We start from the raw sequence: 21,488 nt of genomic DNA on the forward strand, positions 1-21,488 counted from the left end.
GCAAATCCTGTGAATAGGCTCGCGTCATCCTCTGCCGGCCTCCTGCCCAGCCAGCAGCTTGAATCATATTTCCAACCCTCACGGAATCCCCTCGATTCCGTCCGTTCGCAACCCGCTCTAGTACGATCGCGTAGAGCATCGTCATCGCAGCCCTCCCATGAGCGCTACTTTAAGCCTTCTCCCACATGAGCGAGAAGGGCCATGCTCAACGAAGCCCCAACACCTTGTGCGTCTGGGTGGACAGCCGCCAGCGCGGATGGGCGAGGACGAAATCGATCGCAGCCAGCCGGTTTTGAGCGAAGACCGGCGAATCCATCGGCGAGACGAGCAAGTGGGCAAAGTCCCAGCTCTCCATTTCCACAGGATCGATTCCTGCCTGCGGCCAGACCAGCTTGAGCTCGTTGCCGCTGCGCTGGACGATCTCGGTGCCCGCCTTGGGGCTGACACAGATCCAGTCGATCCCGTCGGCCACAGCAAATGTACCGTTTGTTTCGATCGCAATCTCGAAGCCGAGCGCCTTGAGCGCCGTGACCAACGCCGCATCCACCTGCAGCATGGGCTCGCCCCCGGTCAGCACGACGAAAGCGCGCTCCGTCAGCTCGGCAAGATCGCGATCCCACAGCGCGCGCGCACGTTCGGCAAGACTCTCCGCATCCGCGAAGCGGCCTCCACCATCTCCGTCGATGCCGACGAAATCGGTATCGCAGAAGGTGCATTCCGCGCGGCGCCGATCCTGTTCGCGGCCCGTCCAGAGGTTACAGCCAGCGAAGCGGATGAAGACCGCCCGGCGGCCGACCTGCATGCCTTCGCCCTGCAGCGTCAGGAACATTTCCTTGACGGCATAGGATGTCATCAGGGCCGCACCGCATAACGCGTTGGATCCGGCAGACCTGCTTCCTCGAAGCCCTTGGCGCGCAGCCGGCAACTGTCGCACAGGCCGCAATGGGCGCCATCCGGCGCCGGATCGTAGCAGGACCAGCTCATCCCGGCATCGAGCCCGAGCCGCGCCGCCTCGCGCACGATATCCGCCTTGCTCATATATTGCAGCGGTGTCTCGATGGTGAAGCGGCTACCCTCGACACCCGCCTTGGTGGCGAGATCCGCCATCGTCTGAAAAGCCGCGATGAATTCCGGCCGGCAGTCGGGATAGCCCGAATAATCGAGCGCGTTGACGCCGATATAGATATGGCTCGCGCCGACCGCTTCCGCCCAGCCAAGCGCCAGCGACAGGAAGATGGTGTTGCGGGCCGGCACATAGGTGACGGGGATGCCGTCGCCCACTCCCTCCTTCGGCACGTCGATCGCATCCGTCAGCGAGGAACCGCCAAAGGCGCGCAGGTCGATCGGCAGCACGACGTGCCGCTCGGCACCGAGCAGGGCAGCGATGCGGCGGGCAGCGGCCAGCTCGATCAGATGCCGCTGGTTGTAGTTGATGGTGAGCGCGAAGAGGCGGTGGCCGCGCTCTCGCGCGATCGCCGCCGCCACCATCGAGTCGAGGCCGCCGGAGATCAGCGCAACTGCCGATTCCGGGCCTGAATTTACGGGAGTCGTCATGGGTTCGCGGCTAGACGCGCCAAGCCCAGGGTGCAAGGCTGAGCACCTAAAAAGCGGGCCGCCCGATAGAGCGGCCCGAGAAGGCCAAATGGCCTGCTAAGGGAGAAGATGTGCCCACGAGCCGGCACGGCCTCATCTATAGTCCCGCGGGGTAAACTTCTCCTGAACGACGAGAAGGCGCCGCCTGTCGGAGCTTCGTGTCAGCCGAGATCGCGCGTGTTGAACGTGTCGCACTGCGCCGGATCCCCGGTGTCGAGCCCCTGGCGGAGCCATTTCATCCGTTCGGCCGAGCTGCCATGGGTGAAGCTGTCCGGCACGGGCACCTGTCCGGCGCTTTTCTGCAGCGTGTCGTCTCCGATGGCGTTGGCAGCCTTCAGCCCCTCCTCGATATCGCCCGCCTCGAGCAGGCCGGTCTGTTTGGCCCACACGCCAGCATAGCAATCCGCCTGTAGTTCGATGCGGACCTGCAGCGCATTGCCCTGCGCCTCGCTCACGCTCTGCTGCCTGCGGTTCACATCTCCCAGCGTGCCAAGCAGATCCTGGACATGGTGCCCGACCTCATGTGCGATCACATAGGCCTGGGCGAAATCGCCGGGCGCCCCGAAACGCTGGCGCAGCTCGTCATAGAAGCTGGTGTCGAGATAGACCTTCTTGTCCTGTGGGCAGTAGAAAGGCCCCATCGCCGATTGCGCTGCACCGCAGCCGGAGATGCCGTTCTGCGAATAGAAGACCAGCGTGGTAGGCTCATATTGCTTGCCCTCCTGCTGGAATATCTTGCCCCAGGTCCTCTCGGTGGATCCCAGCACCTTCAACGACCAATGCTGCACCTGGTTCAGCTGGCTTGCATCGTGGCTCGACGGCGCGCCCTGCTGTGTCGGCGCGATCTGCCCGCCGCCGATCAGGCTGAGCGGATTGACACCCATGACCATCAGCACGACGAGCAAGACGACGATGCCGCCGCAGCCGAACCGGCTGCCGATCAGCGGCAGAAGCAGGCCCAGCATGTTGCCGCCGCCGCCGAAACCGCCGCCTCCGCCACGCTGGACCTCGAAATTGGAGCTTTCCTGTTCGTCGTCGAGCCGCATGCGTTTCGTCCCTGCCTGTCCCGCACGATTAATGCGCTCGCACCATCATGGTTGCAATCCACGCCACCGGATATGAAATCGCTGTCAGGAGCTTGATGCAGCGCAGCAAGACGACCAGATAGGCTGCGATGGCACGCCGCGAGTCGACCTCCACAGACCCCCTTCCACTACCAGACGAAGTCGTATTGGTGCTCCAGGGCGGCGGCGCCCTCGGCAGTTACCAAGCTGGCGTGTATGAGGCGCTTTCCGAAGTCGACATCCAGATCGATCGCGTCGCCGGCATCTCGATCGGCGCGGTCAATAGCGCCATCATCGCAGGCAATCCGCCGGAACGCCGAGTCGAACGGCTACGTGCCTTCTGGGAGCGGATGACCTCGGCACTACCCAGCTTCCCGATCTGGCCCAACGATCAGGTGCGCGAGTTCGTGCACGAATGGTCGGCGGGCTTCGTCGCCACGGTGGGCGTGCCGGGCTTCTTCCATCCCCGCCTCATCCCGGCGCCCTTCGCCATGCCGGGGACCGACGATGCCCTGAGCTTCTATGACTCCAGCGCGCTGGCCGACACGCTGAACGAGCTGGTCGATTGGAACCTGCTCAATGACGGGCCGGTGCGCCTGTCCGTCGGCGCGGTCGATGTCGAGACCGGCAATTTCGACTATTTCGATACGCGCGGCCCGCGCAAGCACCGGATCGACGCGCGCCACATCATGGCTTCGGGCGCCCTGCCGCCGGGGCTTCCCCCCGTCGAGATCGACAAGCGGCTATGGTGGGACGGCGGCCTCGTCTCCAACACGCCGCTGGGCGAGGTGATCGCAGATCAGCGCGAGGACATGCTCGTCTTCCAGGTCGATCTCTTCTCTTCGGTCAACCAAGCACCGCGCACGATCAACGACGTCATCGCCCGCGCCAAGGAGATCCAGTTCTCCAGCCGTACGCGCCAGATCACCGACCAGCTGATGAAGCAGCGGGCCGAGCATGCCGCGATCGCTCGCCTGCTGGCCAAGCTGCCGCCAGACTTCGACCAGGATCCCGACGTCGCCGAGTTGCGCTGCATCGCCAGCGAATATGCGCTCAACATCGTCCACCTGATCTATCGCGCCAATGCGTGGGAAGGCGGCTCGCGCGATTTCGAATTCTCGCGCCGCACGATGCAGGAACATTGGGCCGCCGGACGGAGCGCCGTGGAGGCCACGATCAGCCGCTCCGGCCTGCTCGCGCGAAATATCATCGACGGCCGGTCGGCCACCTTCGATCTCACCAACCACCGCTAGTGCAGAGGAGAAATCCCATGTTCCTCACGGGAAAGACCGCCCTGATCACCGGATCGACCTCGGGCATCGGCCTCGCCTACGCCAAGGCGCTCGCCGCCGAGGGCGCGAACATCGTCATCAACGGCTTCGGCGATGCGGACGCGATCGAGAAGGAGCGCGTCGGACTGGAAGGCATCAGCGGCGCCAAGGCGCTCTACAGCGGCCATGACCTCACCAAGGTCGACCAGATCGAGGCGATGATGCAGGAGGCAACGGATACGTTCGGCGGCGTCGACATCCTGATCAACAATGCCGGCATGCAGCATGTCGCGCCGGTGGAGGAGTTTCCGGTCGACAAGTGGAACCTGATCATCGCGCTGAACCTCAATTCGGCGTTCCACACCACACGCCTCGCCGTGCCTTATATGAAGTCCAGGAAATGGGGCCGGATCATCCAGACCGCTTCGGCTCATTCGCTCACCGCCTCGCCCTTCAAGTCGGCCTATGTCACCGCCAAGCACGGCCTGGCCGGCTTCACCAAGACAGTGGCGCTGGAAACCGCGACCTTCGGCATCACCGCCAACTGCATCTCGCCCGGCTATGTCTGGACGCCGCTGGTCGAGAACCAGATCCCGGACACGATGAAGGCGCGGGGCATGACGCGCGAGCAGGTGATGAACGACGTGCTGCTCGCCGGCCAGCCGACCAAGCAGTTCGTGACGGTCGAGCAGGTCGCGGCCATGGCGGTATTCCTCTGCCGCGACGAGGCGAGCAACATCACCGGCGCCAACATGTCGATCGACGGCGGCTGGACCGCGCAATAAGCCTTTACGCTCGGCCGCCGGAACGGCCGAATTATCGAAGAGACCTGCGTCACGCTTTGGGTGGAGACGCAAAGCGCTTCCACTCAAAACGATCAGGCTCTAGCCTGTGCCTCCTATGCGGATCGCCTTTACCTGGTTCACCGGCTGCGCTGCAGTGATGCTGCTCGGCGCCTGCAGCCATCATTCCACTCCGGCCTGCGCCAGCGATGCCGCACAAATGCGCCATTGGCGATCGATCGCGAGCGAGAATGACCGCGGCCGCCTGCGCGATTGGCGCAAGGCATGGATCGAAGCGCTGGACAAAGCACGCCAGGGCGGCCGCGACGCCGATATCACGCGCGAAGGTGACATGCTGGTGCCGGATCTTGCCCTGTCGGATCCGTTGCCGCCGGCCGGCAACTATCTCTGCCGGATGGTCAAGCTCGGCGGCAAATGGTCCAACGTACCCGCCTATATCTCCTATCCGATCGCGCATTGCCGCGTCTCGCAGCGCGACGATGGTCTTCGCTTCACCAAGCTGGACGGGGCGCAGCGGCCGAAGGGGACCATCTACCCGGACAATAGCGCGCGCGGCATCTTCCTCGGCACGATCGTGCTGAGCGACGAGCACAAGTCGCTTGGCTATAATCTGGATACGGATCGCGACATGGCGGGTATCGTACAGCGGGTCGGCGATCGCAAATGGCGCATCGCCTTTCCCTATCCTCATTGGGAATCGACCCTCGACGTACTGGAACTGACGCCGGCCGACTGAGCTTCCGGCCCGTAGCCGATTCGGCTATGCTGCTCCGCGGGACGTGGAGGGACGGATGATCGGCTGGGCTGTCATGGGGCTTGCGCTGGGAAGCGTGCAGCCGGGTGATGAAATGCTTGCGCAAAACGCACGCTGCGTGCCCGTATTCACCCTGATGGGCGGGGACCTGCAGCAGCAACGGGGGCAACAACGCGTCCCTCTGCCAGGTGAAGCGCCGGCGGCCGGCGACCAGCAGCGCCGCGACGAGCGGCCACGTCTGCGGCCTTGCCTGCATCTCGCCAACGGCTGAGAAATTGTCTGTAAGTCGCCTCCGGCAATGCCCGCCTGGGCCGGCACGGCAATTTTCAAACCGAATCTGATCCCTTTCTTCGCGAACCATTCTTCGGCAGGCTGCACGCCAACGGCTCTTCCGGGGGAAATTCACCGATGAAATCCTTGCTTTGCATGTCCCTGCTGGCCACGCTCGCGGCATCGCCCGCGCTGGCCGATCCGCTGTCCGATGCCGTCAAGGCTGACATGCCCTCGCTGATGACCTGGTACCGCGATCTCCACGCCAATCCCGAGCTGAGCTTCGAAGAGGTGAAGACGTCCGCCAAGCTGGCGGCCGAGGCGAAGAAGCTCGGCTTCACCGTCACCACCGGAGTCGGCAAGACCGGCGTCGTCGCCGTCCTGAAGAACGGCCCCGGCCCCACCCTGCTGCTGCGCACGGACATGGACGGGCTGCCGGTGCCGGAACAAACCGGACTGCCCTTCGCCAGCAAGGTGAAATCGCTTACCCGCGAAGGAATGGAAACGCCGGTGATGCATGCTTGCGGGCATGACACGCACATGTCGTCCTGGGTCGGCACCGCACGCCGGCTGGCCGCGATGAAGGATCAGTGGAGCGGCACGCTGGTCATGATCGCGCAGCCAGCCGAGGAGATCGGCTCCGGCGCCAAGGCGATGATCGACGACGGTCTCTATTCGCGCTTCCCGAAGCCCGATTATGCCATCGCCTTCCACGACGCGGCCAATCTGCCGGCCGGCGTGATCGGCTACACGGCCGGCTATGCGCTCGCCAATGTCGACAGCGTCGATCTCACCGTGCGCGGCCTCGGCGGCCACGGGGCCTACCCGCAGAACAGCAAGGACCCGATCGTGCTCGCCGCACGGATCGTCACCGCGCTGCAGACGCTGGTCTCGCGCGAGGTGACGCCGGGCCAGGCGGCCGTCGTGACCGTTGGCAGCTTCCAGGCAGGCGCCAAGCACAACATCATTCCGGACGAAGCACGGCTGATGCTCACCGTGCGCAGCTATACGCCCGAAGTGCGCAAGCTGCTGCTCGACGGCATCGCCCGCATCGCCAGGGGCGAAGCGATCGCGGCCGGAATACCGGAGGACCGCATGCCGGTGATCACGCTACGCGACGGCATGACGCCGGCCACCTTCAACACGCAGCCGCTGACTGGGAAAATCGCCAGCGTGTTCACCGCCCGCTTCGGCAAGGATCGCGTCCAGGACGTGCCGGCAGCAATGGGTGGAGAGGATTTCAGCCAATATTATCTGGCGGACAAGGACGCGCAGGCCCTGATCTTCTGGGTCGGCGGCGTGCCGAAGGACAAGTGGGACGCCGCCAAGGGCGATACGTCCAAGCTGCCGTCGCTGCACAGCCCCTTCTGGGCCCCGGACGCGCCGGCGGTGATCGAGACGGCCACCGAGGCGATGACCACTGCAGCGCTTACCGTGCTCGCCAGGAAATAGACCGGATTTCCGCCGGAACGCGCTCGACATCGGCCATCGACGATCATGATCCGGCCCCGAACGACAACGTCCGCCGGAGGCCTAGCCTCCGACGGACGCCTTTTCCTCCCCAGGAAAAGCCGGTTTGGCTCAGATCAGGCGACCGAGCCGATGATAGAGATTGGCGAACTTCACCGAATCCGGCGTGTCCTGCACCTGCTTCAGATAATGCGCGACCGCTTGGCGGATGATCTGGAAATCTTCCGTCGAGAAGACGGCGCGGCTACGGGCGGGTTCTGTCATCCTACGTCTCCTGTTCAGCGCGGGCGCGCATCCGTTCAAAATTTACAAGTCCTGCTCATCGCGTGGCGATCAATGGCCGCTGCGAATGCACAGGATATGCGTCGGTTATGCTAAGCCATGCTATCCGGCTTAGGCCAACTTTCGTGTAATGCCGTTCGGGCTATGAGCCTTGCTTCTGTGAATATGTACGGATATTTACAAATCCATGGCTGACCAGAAGATTTTCGCGGGCCATCGCCTGCGCCGCCTGCGCCGATCAAGCGGGCTCACCCAGGCGGCGATGGCCGAAACGCTCGGCGTCTCGCCCAGCTATCTGAACCTGCTGGAGAGGAACCAGCGTCCCGTCACCGCCTCGCTGATGTTGCGCCTGTCCGACCGATTCGATTTCGATCCGCGGCTGCTTGTGGCGGACGAGCCGGGCGGCGGTGCGGATGCACTGCGGCGGCGGCTTGCCGACCCGATGTTCGCCGATCTCGAAATAGACCGGACCGAGGTGGAGGAGTGGCTGGCAGCGGCCCCCGGCGGCGCGGAAGCCTTCGCCCGAGTGTTCGACCGGCTCGGAGCCGGTACCGGCGCAGGCGAAGCCGAGCGCGACGATGTGGTGTCGGTCGTCAAGCGCGAGATCGAGCGCTGGCGCAACCATTTCGCCGATCTCGACGCCGCGGCCGAAGCGCTGGCGGACGAGCTTCGGCTCGGCGCCGGCGATCTTTACGGTGCCATCGCCGAGCGGCTGCGCGTGCGGCATCAGCTCACCATCCGTATCCTGCCGATCGAAGTGATGCCCGATCGCCTGCGCCGCCTGGATCTTCATGCCCGGCAGCTGCAACTCGGGGAGATGCTCGATTCCGGCTCGCGCACCTTCCAGGCAGCCTTCCAGCTCGGTCAAATCGAGGCGCGGGGGGAGATCGATGCGCTGGTCGCCGGCGCAGCCTTCGGGGATCGCACCGCCGAACGGCTGTTCCGCCGCCATCTCGCCTCCTATTTCGCGGCGGCGGTGATGATGCCTTACGGCCGCTTCCTGCGCGCCTGCGAAAGCACCGGCTATGATCTCGAAGTGTTACAGCGACGGTTCGGCGCGGGATTCGAAATGATCGCCCACCGCCTGACCACGCTGCAACGGGTCGGTGCGCGCGGCCTGCCCTTCTTCATGATCCGCGTCGATCGCGCCGGCCAGTCGAGCAAGCGCTATGCCGGCGCCAGCACCTCGCCCATGGTCGAATCGCCGGATCGCTGTCCGCTGTGGCGGCTGCACGACGCCTTCGACCGACCTGGAACGCTGATACGCCAGCTGGTCGAGCTGGAGGATGGCAGCCGCTGGTTCACCATCGCCCGCACCGTAACGCCGCAGGCCCGCTCCCCCGGCGGCGTCCGCGCGATCTTCTCGCTCGGGCTGGGTCTTGCCGCCGATCTGGCGACCCCGCTGGTCGATGCGCAAGGCATCGATCTGCGCGAAGGAGCGGCAACGCCGATCGGGCTCGGTTGCCGGCGCTGCACCCGGATCGACTGTATCCAGCGCGCCGCGCCGCCTGCAGGCCGCTCGCTCATGCTGAACGAGCGAGAGCGCGGCCTGACGCCTTTCAGTTTCGCGGTGGATTGATCAGGCGCTGGCTTCGTCGAGGCGGGCGAGCTGCTCGGCGTTGAGCGTCAAATGCATCGCACCGATCAGTTCCTTGACCTGATCGAGGGACGTAGCGCTGGCAATCGGCGCCGTCACGGCCGGTTGCGCCGCGAGCCATGCCAGCGCGATCTGCGCCTGCGTAGCGCCGGTTTCGGCCGCGATCGCATCCAGCACCGCCAGCACCTTCGGGCCTCGGCCCGACAGATAGCCACCGAGGCGGCCGCCGCGGACCGACCGGCCGAGTTCTTCGGCCTTGCGATATTTGCCGGTGAGAAAGCCCGCCGCAAGGCCATAATAAGGCAGTACGCCGACGTTCTCGACAAGGCAGAGCTGCTGCAACGGGCCTTCGAACTTCGCCCGCTCGAGAAGATTATAGTGGGGTTGCAGCACCGTGTAGGTCGCAAGGCCCCGTTCCTTGCCGACCGCCAACGCCGAGCCGAGCCGATCGGCGCTGAAGTTCGACGCCGCGATCGCACGCACCTTGCCAGTCGAAACCAACCGATCGAACGCTTCCAGCACCGCGTCCTGCGGCACGTCGGCGTCGTCCTGATGTGCGTAATAGAGATCGATGCAGTCGGTGCCGAGTCGCCGCAGCGATGCCTCCGCCGCAGCCGCGATGCGGGCTGGTGCAAGACCCTTGCCGCCCTCGCCCGGCAGCATGCCGACCTTGGTAGCGATCAGCACGCCCTCGCGCGTGCCGCGGCGACGCAGCCATTCGCCGATCACGCTTTCCGATTCGCCGCCGGAATGCCCCGGCACCCAGGCGGAATAGACGTCGGCGGTGTCGACCATCGTGCCGCCGGCCCCGAAAAAGGCGTCTAGGATCGCAAAGCTCGTCGGCCGATCCGCCGTCCAGTCGAACACATTGCCGCCGAGCACCAGCGGTGGGGTCGCGAGCCCCGAGGAACCGAGCGGACGCAGATCGGCCATGGCAATTTCCTCTTTCGCTAGAGCGTCGTGCGGAAAAATGGGAACCGGTTTTCCGCAGAAACTATGCGACGGCAAGGGCTTAGAGCAAGCTGGGCGATTAACATATCGCCCAGCTTGCTCTAGTGATCCGTCAGACCACTTATGATCGGGTCGTTAGCGGATCAGGCGAATTCCTCCGTGCCGACCAGCGCCTGCATGGACGGCGTGTAGCGGCGGCCGAAGATCGTCTCGCGATTGATGGTCGCATCGAGCCGCGCAGCCAGATCGTCGGTCATCACAACGTCCAGCGCGGCGAAATTCTCCTCGAGATGAGGGATTGAGGTCGTGCCGGGAATGGTGACGAGCGAGGGCTCGACGTGCAGCAACCAGGCGAGCGCAAGCTGGGCCGGCGTTTTGCCGACCTCCGCGGCGATCGCGCGGAACTGTCCGAAAGCCTCGAGGTTGCGGGAATAATTAGGCTCGACGAAGCGCGGCATCTGATAGCGGATGTCGCCCTGCCTGAGATCCGCGGCCTGAGGCGTGCCGTCGGCAAGGAAGCCCCGGCCGACGGGCGAAAAGGCGACGAAGGTGGTGCCGAGCTGGCGGCAGGCATCCAGCACCGCAATCTCGGGATTGCGCGTCCAGAGCGAATATTCGGTCTGCATGGCGGCAATGGGGTGCACGGCAGCCGCCCGGTGCAGCGTCTCGGCCGACATTTCGGAAAGCCCGATCGATCCGATCTTGCCCGTCTCGATGGCGCGGACGAGCGCGCCTACCGAATCCTCGATCGGCACCTGAGGATCCGGGCGGTGCAGATAATAGAGATCGATATGATCGAGACCGAGCCGCTGCAGGCTTTCGTCGATCACACGTGTCACCGTCTCAGGCCGGCAATCGATCACCCGCCGACCGCCTTCGCCGGAATGGATGCCGCACTTGGAGGCCAGGATGAATTGCTCGCGGCGCCCTTTCAGGGCCCGGCCGATCAACGTCTCATTGTGTCCGATACCGTAAATGGAAGAGGTATCGAGGAAATCATATCCGAGATCGAGCGCGCGGTGCAGCAGCGTCTCCGCATCGGCTTCGGCCGGAGGTGCGCCATAGCCGCTGCTCAGCGACATGCAGCCGAGCCCGATGGGCACGACCTCGAACGGACCGACCTTGCGCTTCGCAACCATATCGATGCTCCCATGCCGGCAGCGGCGCAGCGGGACGATGGGCGGCGCCCGATCCGGTAATATCGGTTTACGCCGCCCGGGGATGCCGGACGGCGTCAGGATCACTGATCAGCGGACCCGCGGGCCGCCGAATGGCAGCGGCGGCGGCGGCCGGCGATCACGGCGCGGAAGCTGGGCCTGATAGGCGCTCGCACAATGATCGAGGCAATAAGGGAAACCGGGATTGACCGGTCTGCCGCAGAAATGGAAATCCGGCTCGCCCGGATGGCCGAGCGGCCATTTGCAGATCTTGTCGTTGAGATCGAGCAGGCTCGTCTTTCCGGCAATGTCCGCCGAGGGCTTGGCCGGCACGAGCCGGCGCGGCGGGGCGGGCGGTATCGGGGACTGCTGTTCGCCAGGCGCCTGGCGCTGAAAGCCGCCCGGACCGATCGAACGGACCACGGGTTGCGGTGTAGCCGGCGCCGCCTCGACCGGAGCGGCATCCTCGGCGACTTCCTTCTTTTCGACCACCGTGGCCGGCGCGGGCGCCGCGGCGGGGATCGGCGCGGGCGGCGGGGCTGCTTCTACCTTCGGCGGCGCAGGCGGCGCAGTCTCGGCCGTGCTGGCCTCGCCGGCCTTCACCGGCGACGGTCGCGATTCGAGCCCGAGCCGGTGCGCCTTGCCGATCACGGCGTTGCGGCTGACGCCACCCAGCTCTTCGGCGATCTGACTCGCCGTCATGCCCTGCCCCCAGAGCGTCTTGAGCCGGTTGATGCGTTCCTCGGTCCAGGACATGTAGTTTCCTCAATCCATTCGTCACGGCTTGCAGGCCGAGCCGGTAGCCGATAGGCGATCCGGACATGAACGGCCAGTCTTCAAATGATACGCTTTCCAACCCTGGAACGCCGGTTCTCGCGATCGTCAACTGGGAAGGGCTGCGCACCCTCTATGTGAAGGAGGTGCGGCGTTTCTTCAAGGTGCAGCTCCAGACGATCTGGGCGCCGGCGATCACGACGCTGCTTTTCCTCGTCATCTTCACCGTGGCTCTCGGCGCGCGCTCCGACGTGCATGTCGGAGGCGAAACCGTCCATTTTGCCGATTTCGTCGCGCCCGGCCTCATCATCATGGGTATGATGCAGAATGCCTTCGCCAATGCGAGCTTCTCGCTCCTGGTCGGCAAGATGCAGGGCACGATCGTCGATTATCTGATGCCGCCGCTCTCCACCGCGGAGTTGCTCGCCGCGCTCGTCGGCGCGGCGATGACGCGAGCCGCACTGGTCGGACTCGCAGTATGGCTGGCGATGTTATTGTGGCCGGGCGTGCACGTCACCCCCGCGCATCTCTGGGCGGTATTGTGGTTCGGGCTGATGGGATCGGCGCTGCTCTCCTTCCTCGGCATCCTCACCTCGATCTGGGCCGAGAAGTTCGATCACGCCGCGGCGGTGACCAATTTCGTCGTGCAGCCGCTGTCGCTCCTCTCCGGCACCTTCTATTCGGTCGAGAAGCTGCATGGCAGCTTCCAGGCGATCAGCCACGCAAACCCGTTCTTCTACGTGATCTCGGGCTTCCGCTACGGTTTCCTCGGCGTGTCCGACTCGCCAGTGGTGACCGGCGCGTTGGTGCTGCTCGGCGTGAATCTGGTGCTCGGCTGGCTGTGCTACGTGCTGCTGGCGCGCGGCTGGAAACTCAAGAACTGAGCGGCCGCACCCGGTCAGGCCTCGAGGGGGACGAAGCGATTCCCCCTACTGGACGGAGATCCGGCTGGCTCCGCCGCGCCATTTCCGTTTTTTGTCTTTCAAGCGAATATGATCGGATATTTGCGAGAAGCCGAAACCGCTTGATTCGGCGATGTGCAATCCGCGCGTTATCGGCTGGGGGGCCCGGAATGAAAATCAAGGTCATCGCATGCGGGGCGATAGGCTCCGCCATGATAGCTCTTTCGGCTCCGGCGTATGCAGAAGCGGATGCAAAGGATTTCCTGGCCGAGATCGACAAGGGATCTGAGCTTCATCTCCAGATATTGAACGCCTATGCGAACGGCATAAGCTGGGCCAACACGGTTCTGGCATCAAAGGACCGAACAAAATTATATTGCCCGCCCAGCAAGCTCGCCATCACACCCGAACAAAATGCCGCGATACTTCGCGATTACATCAGGGACGAGCCCTCCGTGGCGTCCGCCCCCGCCGGCCTTGCCATGCTTGCCGCGCTTCAGGCCACGTTCCCCTGCAAATGACGAAACAGCGTACCGTTGCCGACAAACGACAATAGCGCATCGCCCGGCGAGAGGCTGCCGCCCGTTGGCGGTCGGAAGAAGCAGGGGTGCCCGACAAGCGGCGGAATCGCGGGGGTTGCCCCCGGTCCGCGCTGGCGGTAAAAGCCGGCTCCGCTAAGGCGGCCGTTCGGGCCGCCTTTTTGCGTTTCTGGAGTCGATTTTTTCTCGAAGCGAAAGAGGAGCAGTTCCGATGGCCATCACCCCGCTCATGCCCGTCTATCCGCGGTGCGGCGTGCGGCCGGTGCGAGGCGAGGGCTGCTATCTGATCGGCGAGCGCGGCGAGCGTTATCTGGATTTCGCAGCGGGCATCGCAGTCAACGCGCTCGGCCATTCGAACGCGCATCTGATCGGTGCCATCCAGAAGCAGGCGGCAACCCTGATGCACGTCTCCAACCTCTATGGCAGCCCGCAGGGCGAGCATTTCGCGCAGCGGCTGGTGGACGCCACCTTCGCCGACACGGTGTTCTTCACCAATTCCGGAGCTGAGGCTGTGGAGTGCGCGATCAAGACGGCGCGCCGCTATCATTACGCGCAGGGCCGGCCCGAGCGGCACACGCTGATCACCTTCGCCAACGCCTTCCACGGCCGCACGCTCGGCACCATCTCGGCTACCAACCAGCCGAAGATGCGTGATGGTTTCGAGCCACTGCTGCCGGGTTTCCAGGTGGTGCCGTTCAACGACCTCGCCGCCGCCGAAGCCGCGATCGATGAGGAGACCGCCGGCTTCCTAGTGGAGCCGGTGCAGGGTGAAGGCGGCATGACGCCCTCCACTCCCGAATTCCTCAAGGGGCTGCGCGCGCTAGCCGACCGGCACGGCCTGCTTCTAGTGCTGGACGAGGTGCAATGCGGTTATGGCCGCACGGGCGCCTTCTTCGCGCATGAGCATTATGGCATCACGCCCGATATCATGGCCGTGGCCAAGGGCATCGGCGGCGGCTTTCCGCTCGGCGCCTGCCTTGCGACTGAGAAGGCAGCGCAGGGTATGGTGATCGGTACTCATGGCTCTACCTATGGCGGCAACCCGCTGGCGATGGCGGCCGGCGAAGCCGTGCTCGATGTGATCCTGGAACCCGGTTTCCTGCAGAATGTCACGCGGACGGGCGAGCGTTTGCGCCAGGCGCTCGAACAAATGATACCCAATCACGAAGCGATCTTCGAGGACGTGCGCGGCCTTGGCCTGATGCAGGGCATCAAACTGAAGGTCGACAACCGGGCTTTCGTCGCCCATTTGCGCAACAATCACGGCCTGCTGACCGTGGCCGCCGGCGACAATGTGGTGCGCGTGCTGCCGCCGCTGATCATCGACGAGAGCCACATCGCCGAATGCGTCGAAAAGCTGAGTGCGGGAGCGCGGGACTTCACCGTCCCCGAGCCGGCATGAGCACCGTCCTCAATCTCCGGGCCCCGGGAGGCCAAATGGCAGACTATCGTCACTTCATCGATCTCGCCGACGCGGGCGGCGATGCGATTGCCGCTATGCTCGAGGAGGCCCTGACCCGCAAGGAGGCCCGCGCGGGCTGGGCCAAGGGCAAGGCGGATGCCGACGCGCCGCTCGCCGGCCGTACGCTCGCGATGATCTTCGAGAAGAATTCGACGCGCACCCGTGTCTCGTTCGACATGGCGATGCGCCAGCTCGGCGGCAGCACGATCGTGATGGACTCCGGCTCGATGCAGCTCGGCCGCGGCGAGACCATCGCCGATACGGCGCGCGTGCTCAGCCGCTATGTCGACGCGATCATGATCCGCACCGACGATCATGCCAAGATCCTCGAAATGGCGAAGCATGCCACCGTGCCGGTGATCAATGGCCTCACCGATCACAGCCATCCCTGCCAGATCATGGCGGACCTGATGACGGTTATCGAGCGCGGCAAGTCGCTGCCGGGCCTCGCCTGGGCCTGGCTCGGCGACGGCAACAACGTGTTGCATTCGATCATCGAGGCGGCCAGCCTCATGCATTTCAGCGTGCGTGTTGGCTGTCCCGCCGGATACGATCCGTCGATCGAGGTGCTGGAGGCCGCCGCGAAGCGAGGTGCCACCGTACAGATCATGCGTGATCCGGCACGCGCCGTGATGGATGCTGATGTGGTGGTGACCGATACCTGGGTGTCGATGGGCCAGCCCCATGCCGAGGAGAAGCTCGCGGCGATGGCGCCCTATCAGGTCAATGCCGCGCTGATGGGCAAGGCCGCGCCCGAAGCCGTCTTCCTGCACTGCCTGCCCGCCCATCGCGGCGAGGAAGCCACCGACGAAGTGCTGGACGGACCGCAGTCGGCGATCTGGGACGAGGCGGAGAATCGCCTGCATGCCCAGAAGGCGATCCTGCTCTGGTGCTTGGGCGGCCTGTCCGGCGAATGAGACGCGTCCCGCCGGCCGGCTCACTCCGGCCAGCGGCAGCATGCCGCGGGGAGGCGCGCAGTGTGTCGGGACTTGAAATAGAGGGCCGTCGTGCTGACCTTATTTTTGTCCCCACACCCCAGCATAGCCACGCGGCGCATGGTGCGCAGTGGTCCCTGAAGCGAGTTCAGGGGATGAGGAAATATGACTGACAGCTCCAACGGCAATGGCAACGGTCACGGCACCGCATTCGTTCTGCATGTCGACGAGGTGCTCGGCTTCACCATCCCGACACGACATGCGCGCGGTCGCGCGGTGCGGCTCGGCCCGGTTCTCGATGCGATATTGGTCAACCATGGCTATCCGCTGGCAATCGAGCGGCTGCTGGCCGAAGCGCTGACCCTGACCGCGCTGCTCGGCTCGACGCTCAAGGATGCTGGCGGCCAGCTCACTGTCCAGGCCCAGACTCAAGGCGGCGTCGTCGATCTGCTCGTCTGCGATTATCGCGGCGGCGAAATGCGCGGCTATGTTAAGCACGACCCGGACCGGCTGGCCGAGGCGCCGACCGATCCCTCGCTGTTCGCGCTGTTCGGCAAGGGCTATCTCGCCATCACCTTCGATCAGGCGGTTTCCGGCGAGCGTTATCAGGGCATCGTTCCGCTCGAAGGCGGCTCGCTGGCCGAGGCTGCGGAAAGCTATTTTAGCCAGTCCGAACAGATTCCGAGCCTGGTGCGTCTTGCCGTGGCATCGCGCGGCCCGGAAGGCCACGTCGCCGGTGGCATGCTGATCCAGCATCTCGCGGAGGGCGAGGAAGGCCGCGAGCGGCTGCACACGCGGCTCGACCATCCCGAATGGGAGCATGTCCACGCGCTTGGCAACACGATCACGCCCGAAGAACTGACCGATCCGACGCTGCCGCTCGAGACCATCGTCTGGCGCCTGTTCCATGAGGAAGGCGAGGTCCGTGTATTGCCGCTCTCCTCCCTCGCGCGCGGCTGCCGCTGCAGCCCAGAGCATATCCGCAGCGTGCTGGAGCGCTTTCCGCAAGAGGAGCGCGCGGAAATGGCCGACGAAGACGGAATCGTCCGGGTCGACTGCGCATTTTGCGCCCGCAGCTTTCCCGTTTCGCTGGATGTGTGACGACGATCACCCTTCCGGAGAGTCGCCCCGCGGTAACATGCCTGCTATAGGCGACGAGTCGTTGGCGTAGTGGGGACGCCGCCGCGGCAGTGGTAACGCCGTTGCCAGACGCGAGGGATCGCGTGGCTGTGGAGAGAGACGACAAATGCGAATCGTGAACGCCTTGCGAGGTTCGGCCTACGCCTTGTGCCTGATTTCTGGCGTTGCCTATGCTGATGTCGCCCCCCTGACGGCGCTGAGTGACGTACGTCCTGGCCAATGGCAACTTCGCGAGATCGGCGCACCCCTGGCGAGCGCGCAGTCGCTATGCGTACCCAACGCCTACGCGCTGATGCAATTGCGCCATGCCGGCGCAAGCTGCACCCGCCTGGTGATCAACAACGGCAAGGAAGACGCTACGGTGCAGTATAGCTGCCCGCACGCGGGCTGGGGCAGGACGTCCATCCATGTCGAGACGTCCGAACTCGTCCGCATCGATACGCAGGGCATCGCCGACAACGCACCGTTCGAGGCGGCGATCGAAGGTCGCCGTACCGGCGAGTGTTCGGGCAACAAAATCGGCGCACGCTGATCCCAGGGTGCCGGCGTTGAAGAACGAAGAAAAGGGGCCGCCATGTGACGGCCCCTTCCCTGCGCGCCCACGGCCAGCTCAGTACGTACCCGAAAAGCTCCGGTTGAGGTAGTGCGGGCCGTCCGAGGAATCCTCGTCATCCCGCAACCATCGTGCTCGGCTCGAGCTGCGTTCTTCGTCTTTCCAATGGGCGATCGCTTGATCTGCCGTCTTGGAGACATGGACTTTCTCATCCACCCGGTCGATCCAGGACAGCGGGATCGAATGGTGATGACCACCAGCGGATTGATCATTCTTGGTCAGAATGATCCGTTCGTCCCGTACTTTGTCGACCGTGCCGATATGCTTGCCGTCGGAGCCGATCACCTCCTGATGCTCCTTCACGCGATCGAGCGCGGTGCGCTTCTCCTGGCGGCTGGAGCGCCATGTGCCGAAATCGGAATCGAACCGCGATTGGTTTTCTTTCCGATAGGCGTCGTAATCACGGTCATATTCCGCCATCTGGCGATCGCGCCATTCGCGATAATGTGGATCGGCGTAAGAGCGCGAGCCGCGATCCCGAGGCAGGTCGGAACGATAGGAGCCGCCCAACCCAAAGCCGCCAGGGCCGGCACGATAGCGTCCGCGATCATCGTCCCATTCGCGCCCATAGCGCTCATCATATCGCGCATCGTAACGCCGCCGCCGTTCGGCCTCCTCGTCGCCGAACCAGGATCTCACTTCGTCTCCGGCCCGATCGAAAAAGCCGCGCTCGTCATACTCATAGTCGGCGGGCGGACGATCGAAGCGGTCGGGACGGTCGTAACGGTCCTGCCGATCATAATAGCCGTATGTGCGTCGAGAACGGTCACTGTCATACTCGCGCGGGCGAGAGCCATATCCGTAGCCATAGCCCCGATCGCGGTCGAACCGGCGATCATTGCGCTCATAACCCATCGGAACCTCCTGGATTTTTCTGAACGGGATTGCGCCGCAGGAAAGGGGGAAACCGCTGCGCAATCCCATGAAAAAAACAAATGAATCCAAACGCCGTTCCGAGTCGCAGAGGATCAGGACGCACGCGTGGAGCGCTCTATCTCCCCGCCGACGAAACGAATTGGGAATAGATGCAATTGACCCGTTGCATCCCACCAAAGCTCCCGTTAAAGGGGCGCCTCCGAAGGTGCGGGGCTGTAGCTCAGATGGGAGAGCGCTGCAATCGCACTGCAGAGGTCAGGGGTTCGATTCCCCTCAGCTCCACCAACCCGCCTTCGTTGAAATCACTAAATAATGTCGCCTGTCGAATTCAGATAGTTCGGCGCGCCAATCGGTCGCGAGACAACTTCTGCCGGCTGGTCGAGCGAAGGCGAAGTGGGCTCTCGCCGAACGCAGCCTTGAAAGCACGGGTGAAACTGCCCGGATGTTCGTAACCGCACTCAAGTGCGATTTCGATGATCGGCATGTGCGTTTCGCTGACCAGCGTTACTGCCCTTGCTAGCCGGACCTGCTTGTAGAGGCGGCCAACACTCGTGTTGAACAGAAGCTGAAATCCGAACTGCAGCTTTTGGCGGCTTAGCCCGACGACGCGCGCGAGTTCCGGCACGCTCAGTGGATCCTCTAAATTTTCCTCGATAATATCCCTCGCCAAGCGTACCTTCTTCGCGTCGCCTTCGGTGAATATCGTACGATCGTCTACCGGTTGGTCGTCACTGAACGAACGCAGGACCGCGCAAATGATTTCGATCGATTTGGCGATGAGATACATGCGTCTTAGTTCGCCCGTGTAGGGGCATTCGAAGACCTGCGTTGCCGCCAAGCTCGCGGCGCCAGTCAACGGAACGCTGCGCAGGCCTATCGGCGCGCCGCAAACGACATATTCGCGGAATATGGCCGGCAAGGCGTCCGGCTCGAGGCGGCACAGTTCGTGGACCTTGTCGCGACGGAGGAAGACGCTGACCCAGCGCAGCGAACGACCAGGCTCGTAGACAGTTCGAACCGGCTGTCCTTTCCGCAGTCCATAAACGGTGCAGAAGCCGTGGGCGAGTTCCTCGGCCGCGTCCTCAAGTGCATAGATGGTGCTACGGCCTTCGAGCACGGCCGAGAAAACGAGATGGTCGTCATGCCGGTGGACGTGCGAGATCGAACGCGCGGCGCGAAAATCGACCACCGCGATGGAGATGGCATCGGTCAGATAGTGAAATTCCCAACCGCCGTCACCGACGTCACTATTGTACACGTAGCGGAAGCCGGCGCCGGTCCGCAGCGGGCGTCGCCATCCGTCACGCTGCTGGGTCGCCGTCACATGCCGGTCGCCACTTGCCGCGCCGACCATGTCCTCGATCGTCCGGTCGATCCCGCCGATGCCGTTCCAGCCCATTTGCGAGCCGTTCATCCGTCCGCTTCCCCGATTAGATGAAAGGAGAGTATCCGACCCGTCGCCGCACGCAACCCACGATTGCGAATGCGTCGCAGCACCGGTCGCCATCAGTCCGAAAGGCGAAATATCCAGGCCTGCACTGCTAAGCCGACGGGCGCGTCTGCTGCCATATGCGCCGGACGGGAGGACAGATTGGACAGTGCAGCCGCGTGGGAACTGGGATCGCTCGATGCGCATGCCCAGATCGAGTTGGTTGACAAGGGCGACATCTCCCGGGCCGAACTCACGGCCTCGGCGATCACGCGGTGCGAGGACGCGGATCCCTTGCTCAACGCCCTGAGCCTTGCCGCGTTCGATTACTCGCGGGACCGGGCGAAGCGCCTGCCGAACGAGTCCCGATTCGCCGGCCTGCCCTATCTGCTGAAGGATTCGCTCGATTATCCCGGGCTGCCGAGTCGATGCGCCTCGCGCGCTACAAGCTCCACGCCGCGTGAGCGCGGGTTCGCCTTTGTCGAGCAGCTCGACGCCGAAGGACTCATTCCGATCGGCAAGTCGAACATGCCCGAATTCGCCCTGATGGCGGTAACCGAGCCGGTCGCCAACGGCATCACCCGCAATCCGCGTCATCCCGGTTACAGCTGCGGCGGATCGAGCGGTGGCGCCGCAGCGGCGGTGGCGGCCGGTCTCGTCCCTTTTGCGCATGGCAGCGACGGCGGCGGATCGATCCGCATTCCGGCCTCCTGCTGCGGCCTGATCGGCTATAAGCCCGGCCGCGGCTTCAACCTGCGCGCGCGCGGACCGCACATCGTCGAGGATTTGATCGTGGGCGATGCATTGATGGCGCGCAGCGCACGCGATACCGCCTGGGCGGCCCGACTCCTGCGTCCGCCTAGCGCGAAGCCCTGTGCGGTCCCGCGCGATCGGCCGCTCCGGATCGCGATGGTGGAAGCGACGCTGGAAGGACGGCAACCGCATCCGGATGTGGCTGAAGCTGTGCGCCACACGGCGCGCCTGCTCGAGGCGATGGGGCATCATATCGAGGCAGCGGAATGGCCGTCGGCTTTCGGCGACGTGATCGAAGCCTTTCTCTCTATGTGGGCCTATCTGGCACGTGAGGCCGCACTGTCCGTGATCGATCCGAGGTCCGAACAGGCGGACGCACTGCTCGAGCCCTGGACGCTCGGGCTGGCGCGGTCCGTGAATGACGATCCGGCGGCACTCGAGCATTTCTACCGGTCCGTCGCCGACGCCGCCGGTGCCGTCGGGACCTTTTTCGGAGCCTATGATCTGCTGCTCTGCCCGACCGTCTCGTCTCCGCCGCCGCCGGTCGCTCAGCTCGCGCCGACAAGGCCGTATGCAACGCTTCGGCGTGAGATGTTCGACTTCGTTGCCTATACCCCGCTCCAGAACCTGACCGGCCTCCCCTCGGTTTCGGTACCCACTTTCCGCAATTCCGATGGTCTGCCGATCGGATCGATGTTGACCGCCCCGCGCGGCGGCGACGATCTGCTGCTCCGCCTCGTCGCCGACCTCGAAAATGCCGGCGCCTGGTCGACGGCGATCGCGCGGCCTGCCGCTTCCGATCCACAGTGGGCGGCGCTATCGGGCAGTGGCAGCGACGCACGGGGATAGCCAG

Annotated in this window: 22 protein-coding genes and 1 tRNA gene; 14 read left to right on the forward strand and 9 right to left on the reverse strand. The window is 64.4% G+C overall.

All coding sequences use genetic code 11. The annotated features are described in order from the left end of the window. Positions 1-205: 205 nt before the first annotated feature. The 3 genes from queE to ypfJ all read right to left on the reverse strand — a co-directional run bounded on the left by queE (position 206) and on the right by ypfJ (position 2,639). Positions 206-853 (reverse strand): 7-carboxy-7-deazaguanine synthase, encoded by a 648-nt coding sequence (gene queE, locus GQY20_RS30615; RefSeq protein ID WP_157220979.1) that lies wholly within the window; start codon positions 851-853, stop codon positions 206-208. Next, entirely contained in the window at positions 853-1,554 is a 702-nt protein-coding gene (gene queC, locus GQY20_RS30620; protein ID WP_157220980.1) for a 7-cyano-7-deazaguanine synthase QueC, read from the reverse strand. The genes queE and queC overlap by 1 nt, the downstream gene beginning before the upstream one ends. Before the next feature lie 200 nt (positions 1,555-1,754). Then, on the reverse strand, positions 1,755-2,639 hold the full coding sequence (gene ypfJ / locus GQY20_RS30625; RefSeq protein WP_157220981.1) for a KPN_02809 family neutral zinc metallopeptidase: 885 nt from the start codon (positions 2,637-2,639) through the stop codon (positions 1,755-1,757). 128 nt (positions 2,640-2,767) lie between these two features. On the opposite strand from ypfJ, the gene GQY20_RS30630 reads away from it, so the two are divergent. The 5 genes from GQY20_RS30630 (at position 2,768) to GQY20_RS30650 (ending at position 7,207) form a co-directional block, all read left to right on the forward strand. After that, on the forward strand, positions 2,768-3,910 hold the full coding sequence (locus GQY20_RS30630; protein WP_157220982.1) for a patatin-like phospholipase family protein: 1,143 nt from the start codon (positions 2,768-2,770) through the stop codon (positions 3,908-3,910). A 17-nt stretch (positions 3,911-3,927) separates the two neighbouring features. After that, the gene (locus tag GQY20_RS30635) at positions 3,928-4,713 is read left to right on the forward strand and encodes a 3-hydroxybutyrate dehydrogenase (protein WP_157220983.1); all 786 of its coding nucleotides are present in this window, start codon (positions 3,928-3,930) and stop codon (positions 4,711-4,713) included. A gap of 115 nt (positions 4,714-4,828) precedes the next feature. Beyond that, positions 4,829-5,467, forward strand: coding sequence for a DUF4893 domain-containing protein (locus tag GQY20_RS30640; RefSeq protein ID WP_157220984.1), 639 nt, complete (start codon positions 4,829-4,831; stop codon positions 5,465-5,467). Between the two features lie 55 nt (positions 5,468-5,522). After that, positions 5,523-5,756 (forward strand): hypothetical protein, encoded by a 234-nt coding sequence (locus GQY20_RS30645; protein ID WP_157220985.1) that lies wholly within the window; start codon positions 5,523-5,525, stop codon positions 5,754-5,756. Positions 5,757-5,893: 137 nt separating this feature from the next. Next, positions 5,894-7,207 carry an amidohydrolase gene (locus GQY20_RS30650; protein ID WP_157220986.1) on the forward strand — a complete coding sequence of 438 codons (1,314 nt, stop codon included), beginning with the start codon at positions 5,894-5,896 and terminating at the stop codon, positions 7,205-7,207. A gap of 129 nt (positions 7,208-7,336) precedes the next feature. Here the strand turns inward: GQY20_RS30650 and GQY20_RS32350 are convergent, their stop codons facing one another. Then, entirely contained in the window at positions 7,337-7,489 is a 153-nt protein-coding gene (locus tag GQY20_RS32350) for a hypothetical protein (protein ID WP_198351314.1), read from the reverse strand. Between the two features lie 205 nt (positions 7,490-7,694). Here GQY20_RS32350 and GQY20_RS30655 point away from each other — a divergent pair, with 205 nt between their 5' ends. Next, a complete protein-coding gene (locus tag GQY20_RS30655) occupies positions 7,695-9,086 on the forward strand; it encodes a helix-turn-helix domain-containing protein (RefSeq protein ID WP_157220987.1) in 1,392 nt (463 codons plus the stop codon). Here GQY20_RS30655 and GQY20_RS30660 read toward each other — a convergent pair whose 3' ends face one another. The 3 genes from GQY20_RS30660 to GQY20_RS30670 form a co-directional block, all read right to left on the reverse strand. Beyond that, positions 9,087-10,037, reverse strand: a complete 951-nt coding sequence (locus GQY20_RS30660; protein ID WP_157220988.1) for an aldo/keto reductase — start codon at positions 10,035-10,037, stop codon at positions 9,087-9,089. Positions 10,038-10,198: 161 nt separating this feature from the next. Next, positions 10,199-11,194, reverse strand: a complete 996-nt coding sequence (locus tag GQY20_RS30665; protein WP_157220989.1) for an aldo/keto reductase — start codon at positions 11,192-11,194, stop codon at positions 10,199-10,201. 108 nt (positions 11,195-11,302) lie between these two features. Then, on the reverse strand, positions 11,303-11,968 hold the full coding sequence (locus tag GQY20_RS30670) for a GcrA family cell cycle regulator (protein WP_157220990.1): 666 nt from the start codon (positions 11,966-11,968) through the stop codon (positions 11,303-11,305). Positions 11,969-12,033: 65 nt separating this feature from the next. Between GQY20_RS30670 and GQY20_RS30675 the strand changes: the two genes are divergently transcribed. The 6 genes from GQY20_RS30675 (at position 12,034) to GQY20_RS30700 (ending at position 17,496) form a co-directional block, all read left to right on the forward strand. Then, entirely contained in the window at positions 12,034-12,870 is an 837-nt protein-coding gene (locus GQY20_RS30675; RefSeq protein WP_157220991.1) for an ABC transporter permease, read from the forward strand. A 188-nt stretch (positions 12,871-13,058) separates the two neighbouring features. Then, positions 13,059-13,409, forward strand: a complete 351-nt coding sequence (locus GQY20_RS30680) for a Rap1a/Tai family immunity protein (protein ID WP_157220992.1) — start codon at positions 13,059-13,061, stop codon at positions 13,407-13,409. Between the two features lie 229 nt (positions 13,410-13,638). Next, positions 13,639-14,829, forward strand: a complete 1,191-nt coding sequence (locus GQY20_RS30685; protein ID WP_157220993.1) for an aspartate aminotransferase family protein — start codon at positions 13,639-13,641, stop codon at positions 14,827-14,829. Positions 14,830-14,864: 35 nt separating this feature from the next. Beyond that, positions 14,865-15,806: an ornithine carbamoyltransferase gene (gene argF, locus GQY20_RS30690; RefSeq protein WP_157220994.1), complete on the forward strand. Its 942-nt coding sequence runs from the start codon at positions 14,865-14,867 to the stop codon at positions 15,804-15,806. Positions 15,807-15,989: 183 nt separating this feature from the next. After that, positions 15,990-16,925, forward strand: coding sequence for an Hsp33 family molecular chaperone HslO (gene hslO, locus GQY20_RS30695; RefSeq protein ID WP_157220995.1), 936 nt, complete (start codon positions 15,990-15,992; stop codon positions 16,923-16,925). Between the two features lie 145 nt (positions 16,926-17,070). Continuing rightward, positions 17,071-17,496, forward strand: a complete 426-nt coding sequence (locus GQY20_RS30700; protein WP_157220996.1) for a DUF3617 domain-containing protein — start codon at positions 17,071-17,073, stop codon at positions 17,494-17,496. A 78-nt stretch (positions 17,497-17,574) separates the two neighbouring features. On the opposite strand, the gene GQY20_RS30705 is transcribed toward GQY20_RS30700, so the two are convergent. Beyond that, a complete protein-coding gene (locus tag GQY20_RS30705) occupies positions 17,575-18,627 on the reverse strand; it encodes a DUF2171 domain-containing protein (protein WP_232476341.1) in 1,053 nt (350 codons plus the stop codon). Positions 18,628-18,662: 35 nt separating this feature from the next. On the opposite strand from GQY20_RS30705, the gene GQY20_RS30710 reads away from it, so the two are divergent. Further along, a tRNA-Ala gene (locus GQY20_RS30710) sits at positions 18,663-18,738 on the forward strand. Between the two features lie 43 nt (positions 18,739-18,781). On the opposite strand, the gene GQY20_RS30715 is transcribed toward GQY20_RS30710, so the two are convergent. Further along, positions 18,782-19,867, reverse strand: a complete 1,086-nt coding sequence (locus tag GQY20_RS30715) for an AraC family transcriptional regulator (RefSeq protein ID WP_157220997.1) — start codon at positions 19,865-19,867, stop codon at positions 18,782-18,784. Between the two features lie 177 nt (positions 19,868-20,044). On the opposite strand from GQY20_RS30715, the gene GQY20_RS30720 reads away from it, so the two are divergent. Next, on the forward strand, positions 20,045-21,484 hold the full coding sequence (locus GQY20_RS30720; RefSeq protein ID WP_157220998.1) for an amidase family protein: 1,440 nt from the start codon (positions 20,045-20,047) through the stop codon (positions 21,482-21,484). The last annotated feature ends 4 nt before the right edge of the window (positions 21,485-21,488 follow it).

It is taken from the genome of Flavisphingomonas formosensis, assembly GCF_009755815.1.
Lineage (GTDB): Bacteria > Pseudomonadota > Alphaproteobacteria > Sphingomonadales > Sphingomonadaceae > Flavisphingomonas > Flavisphingomonas formosensis.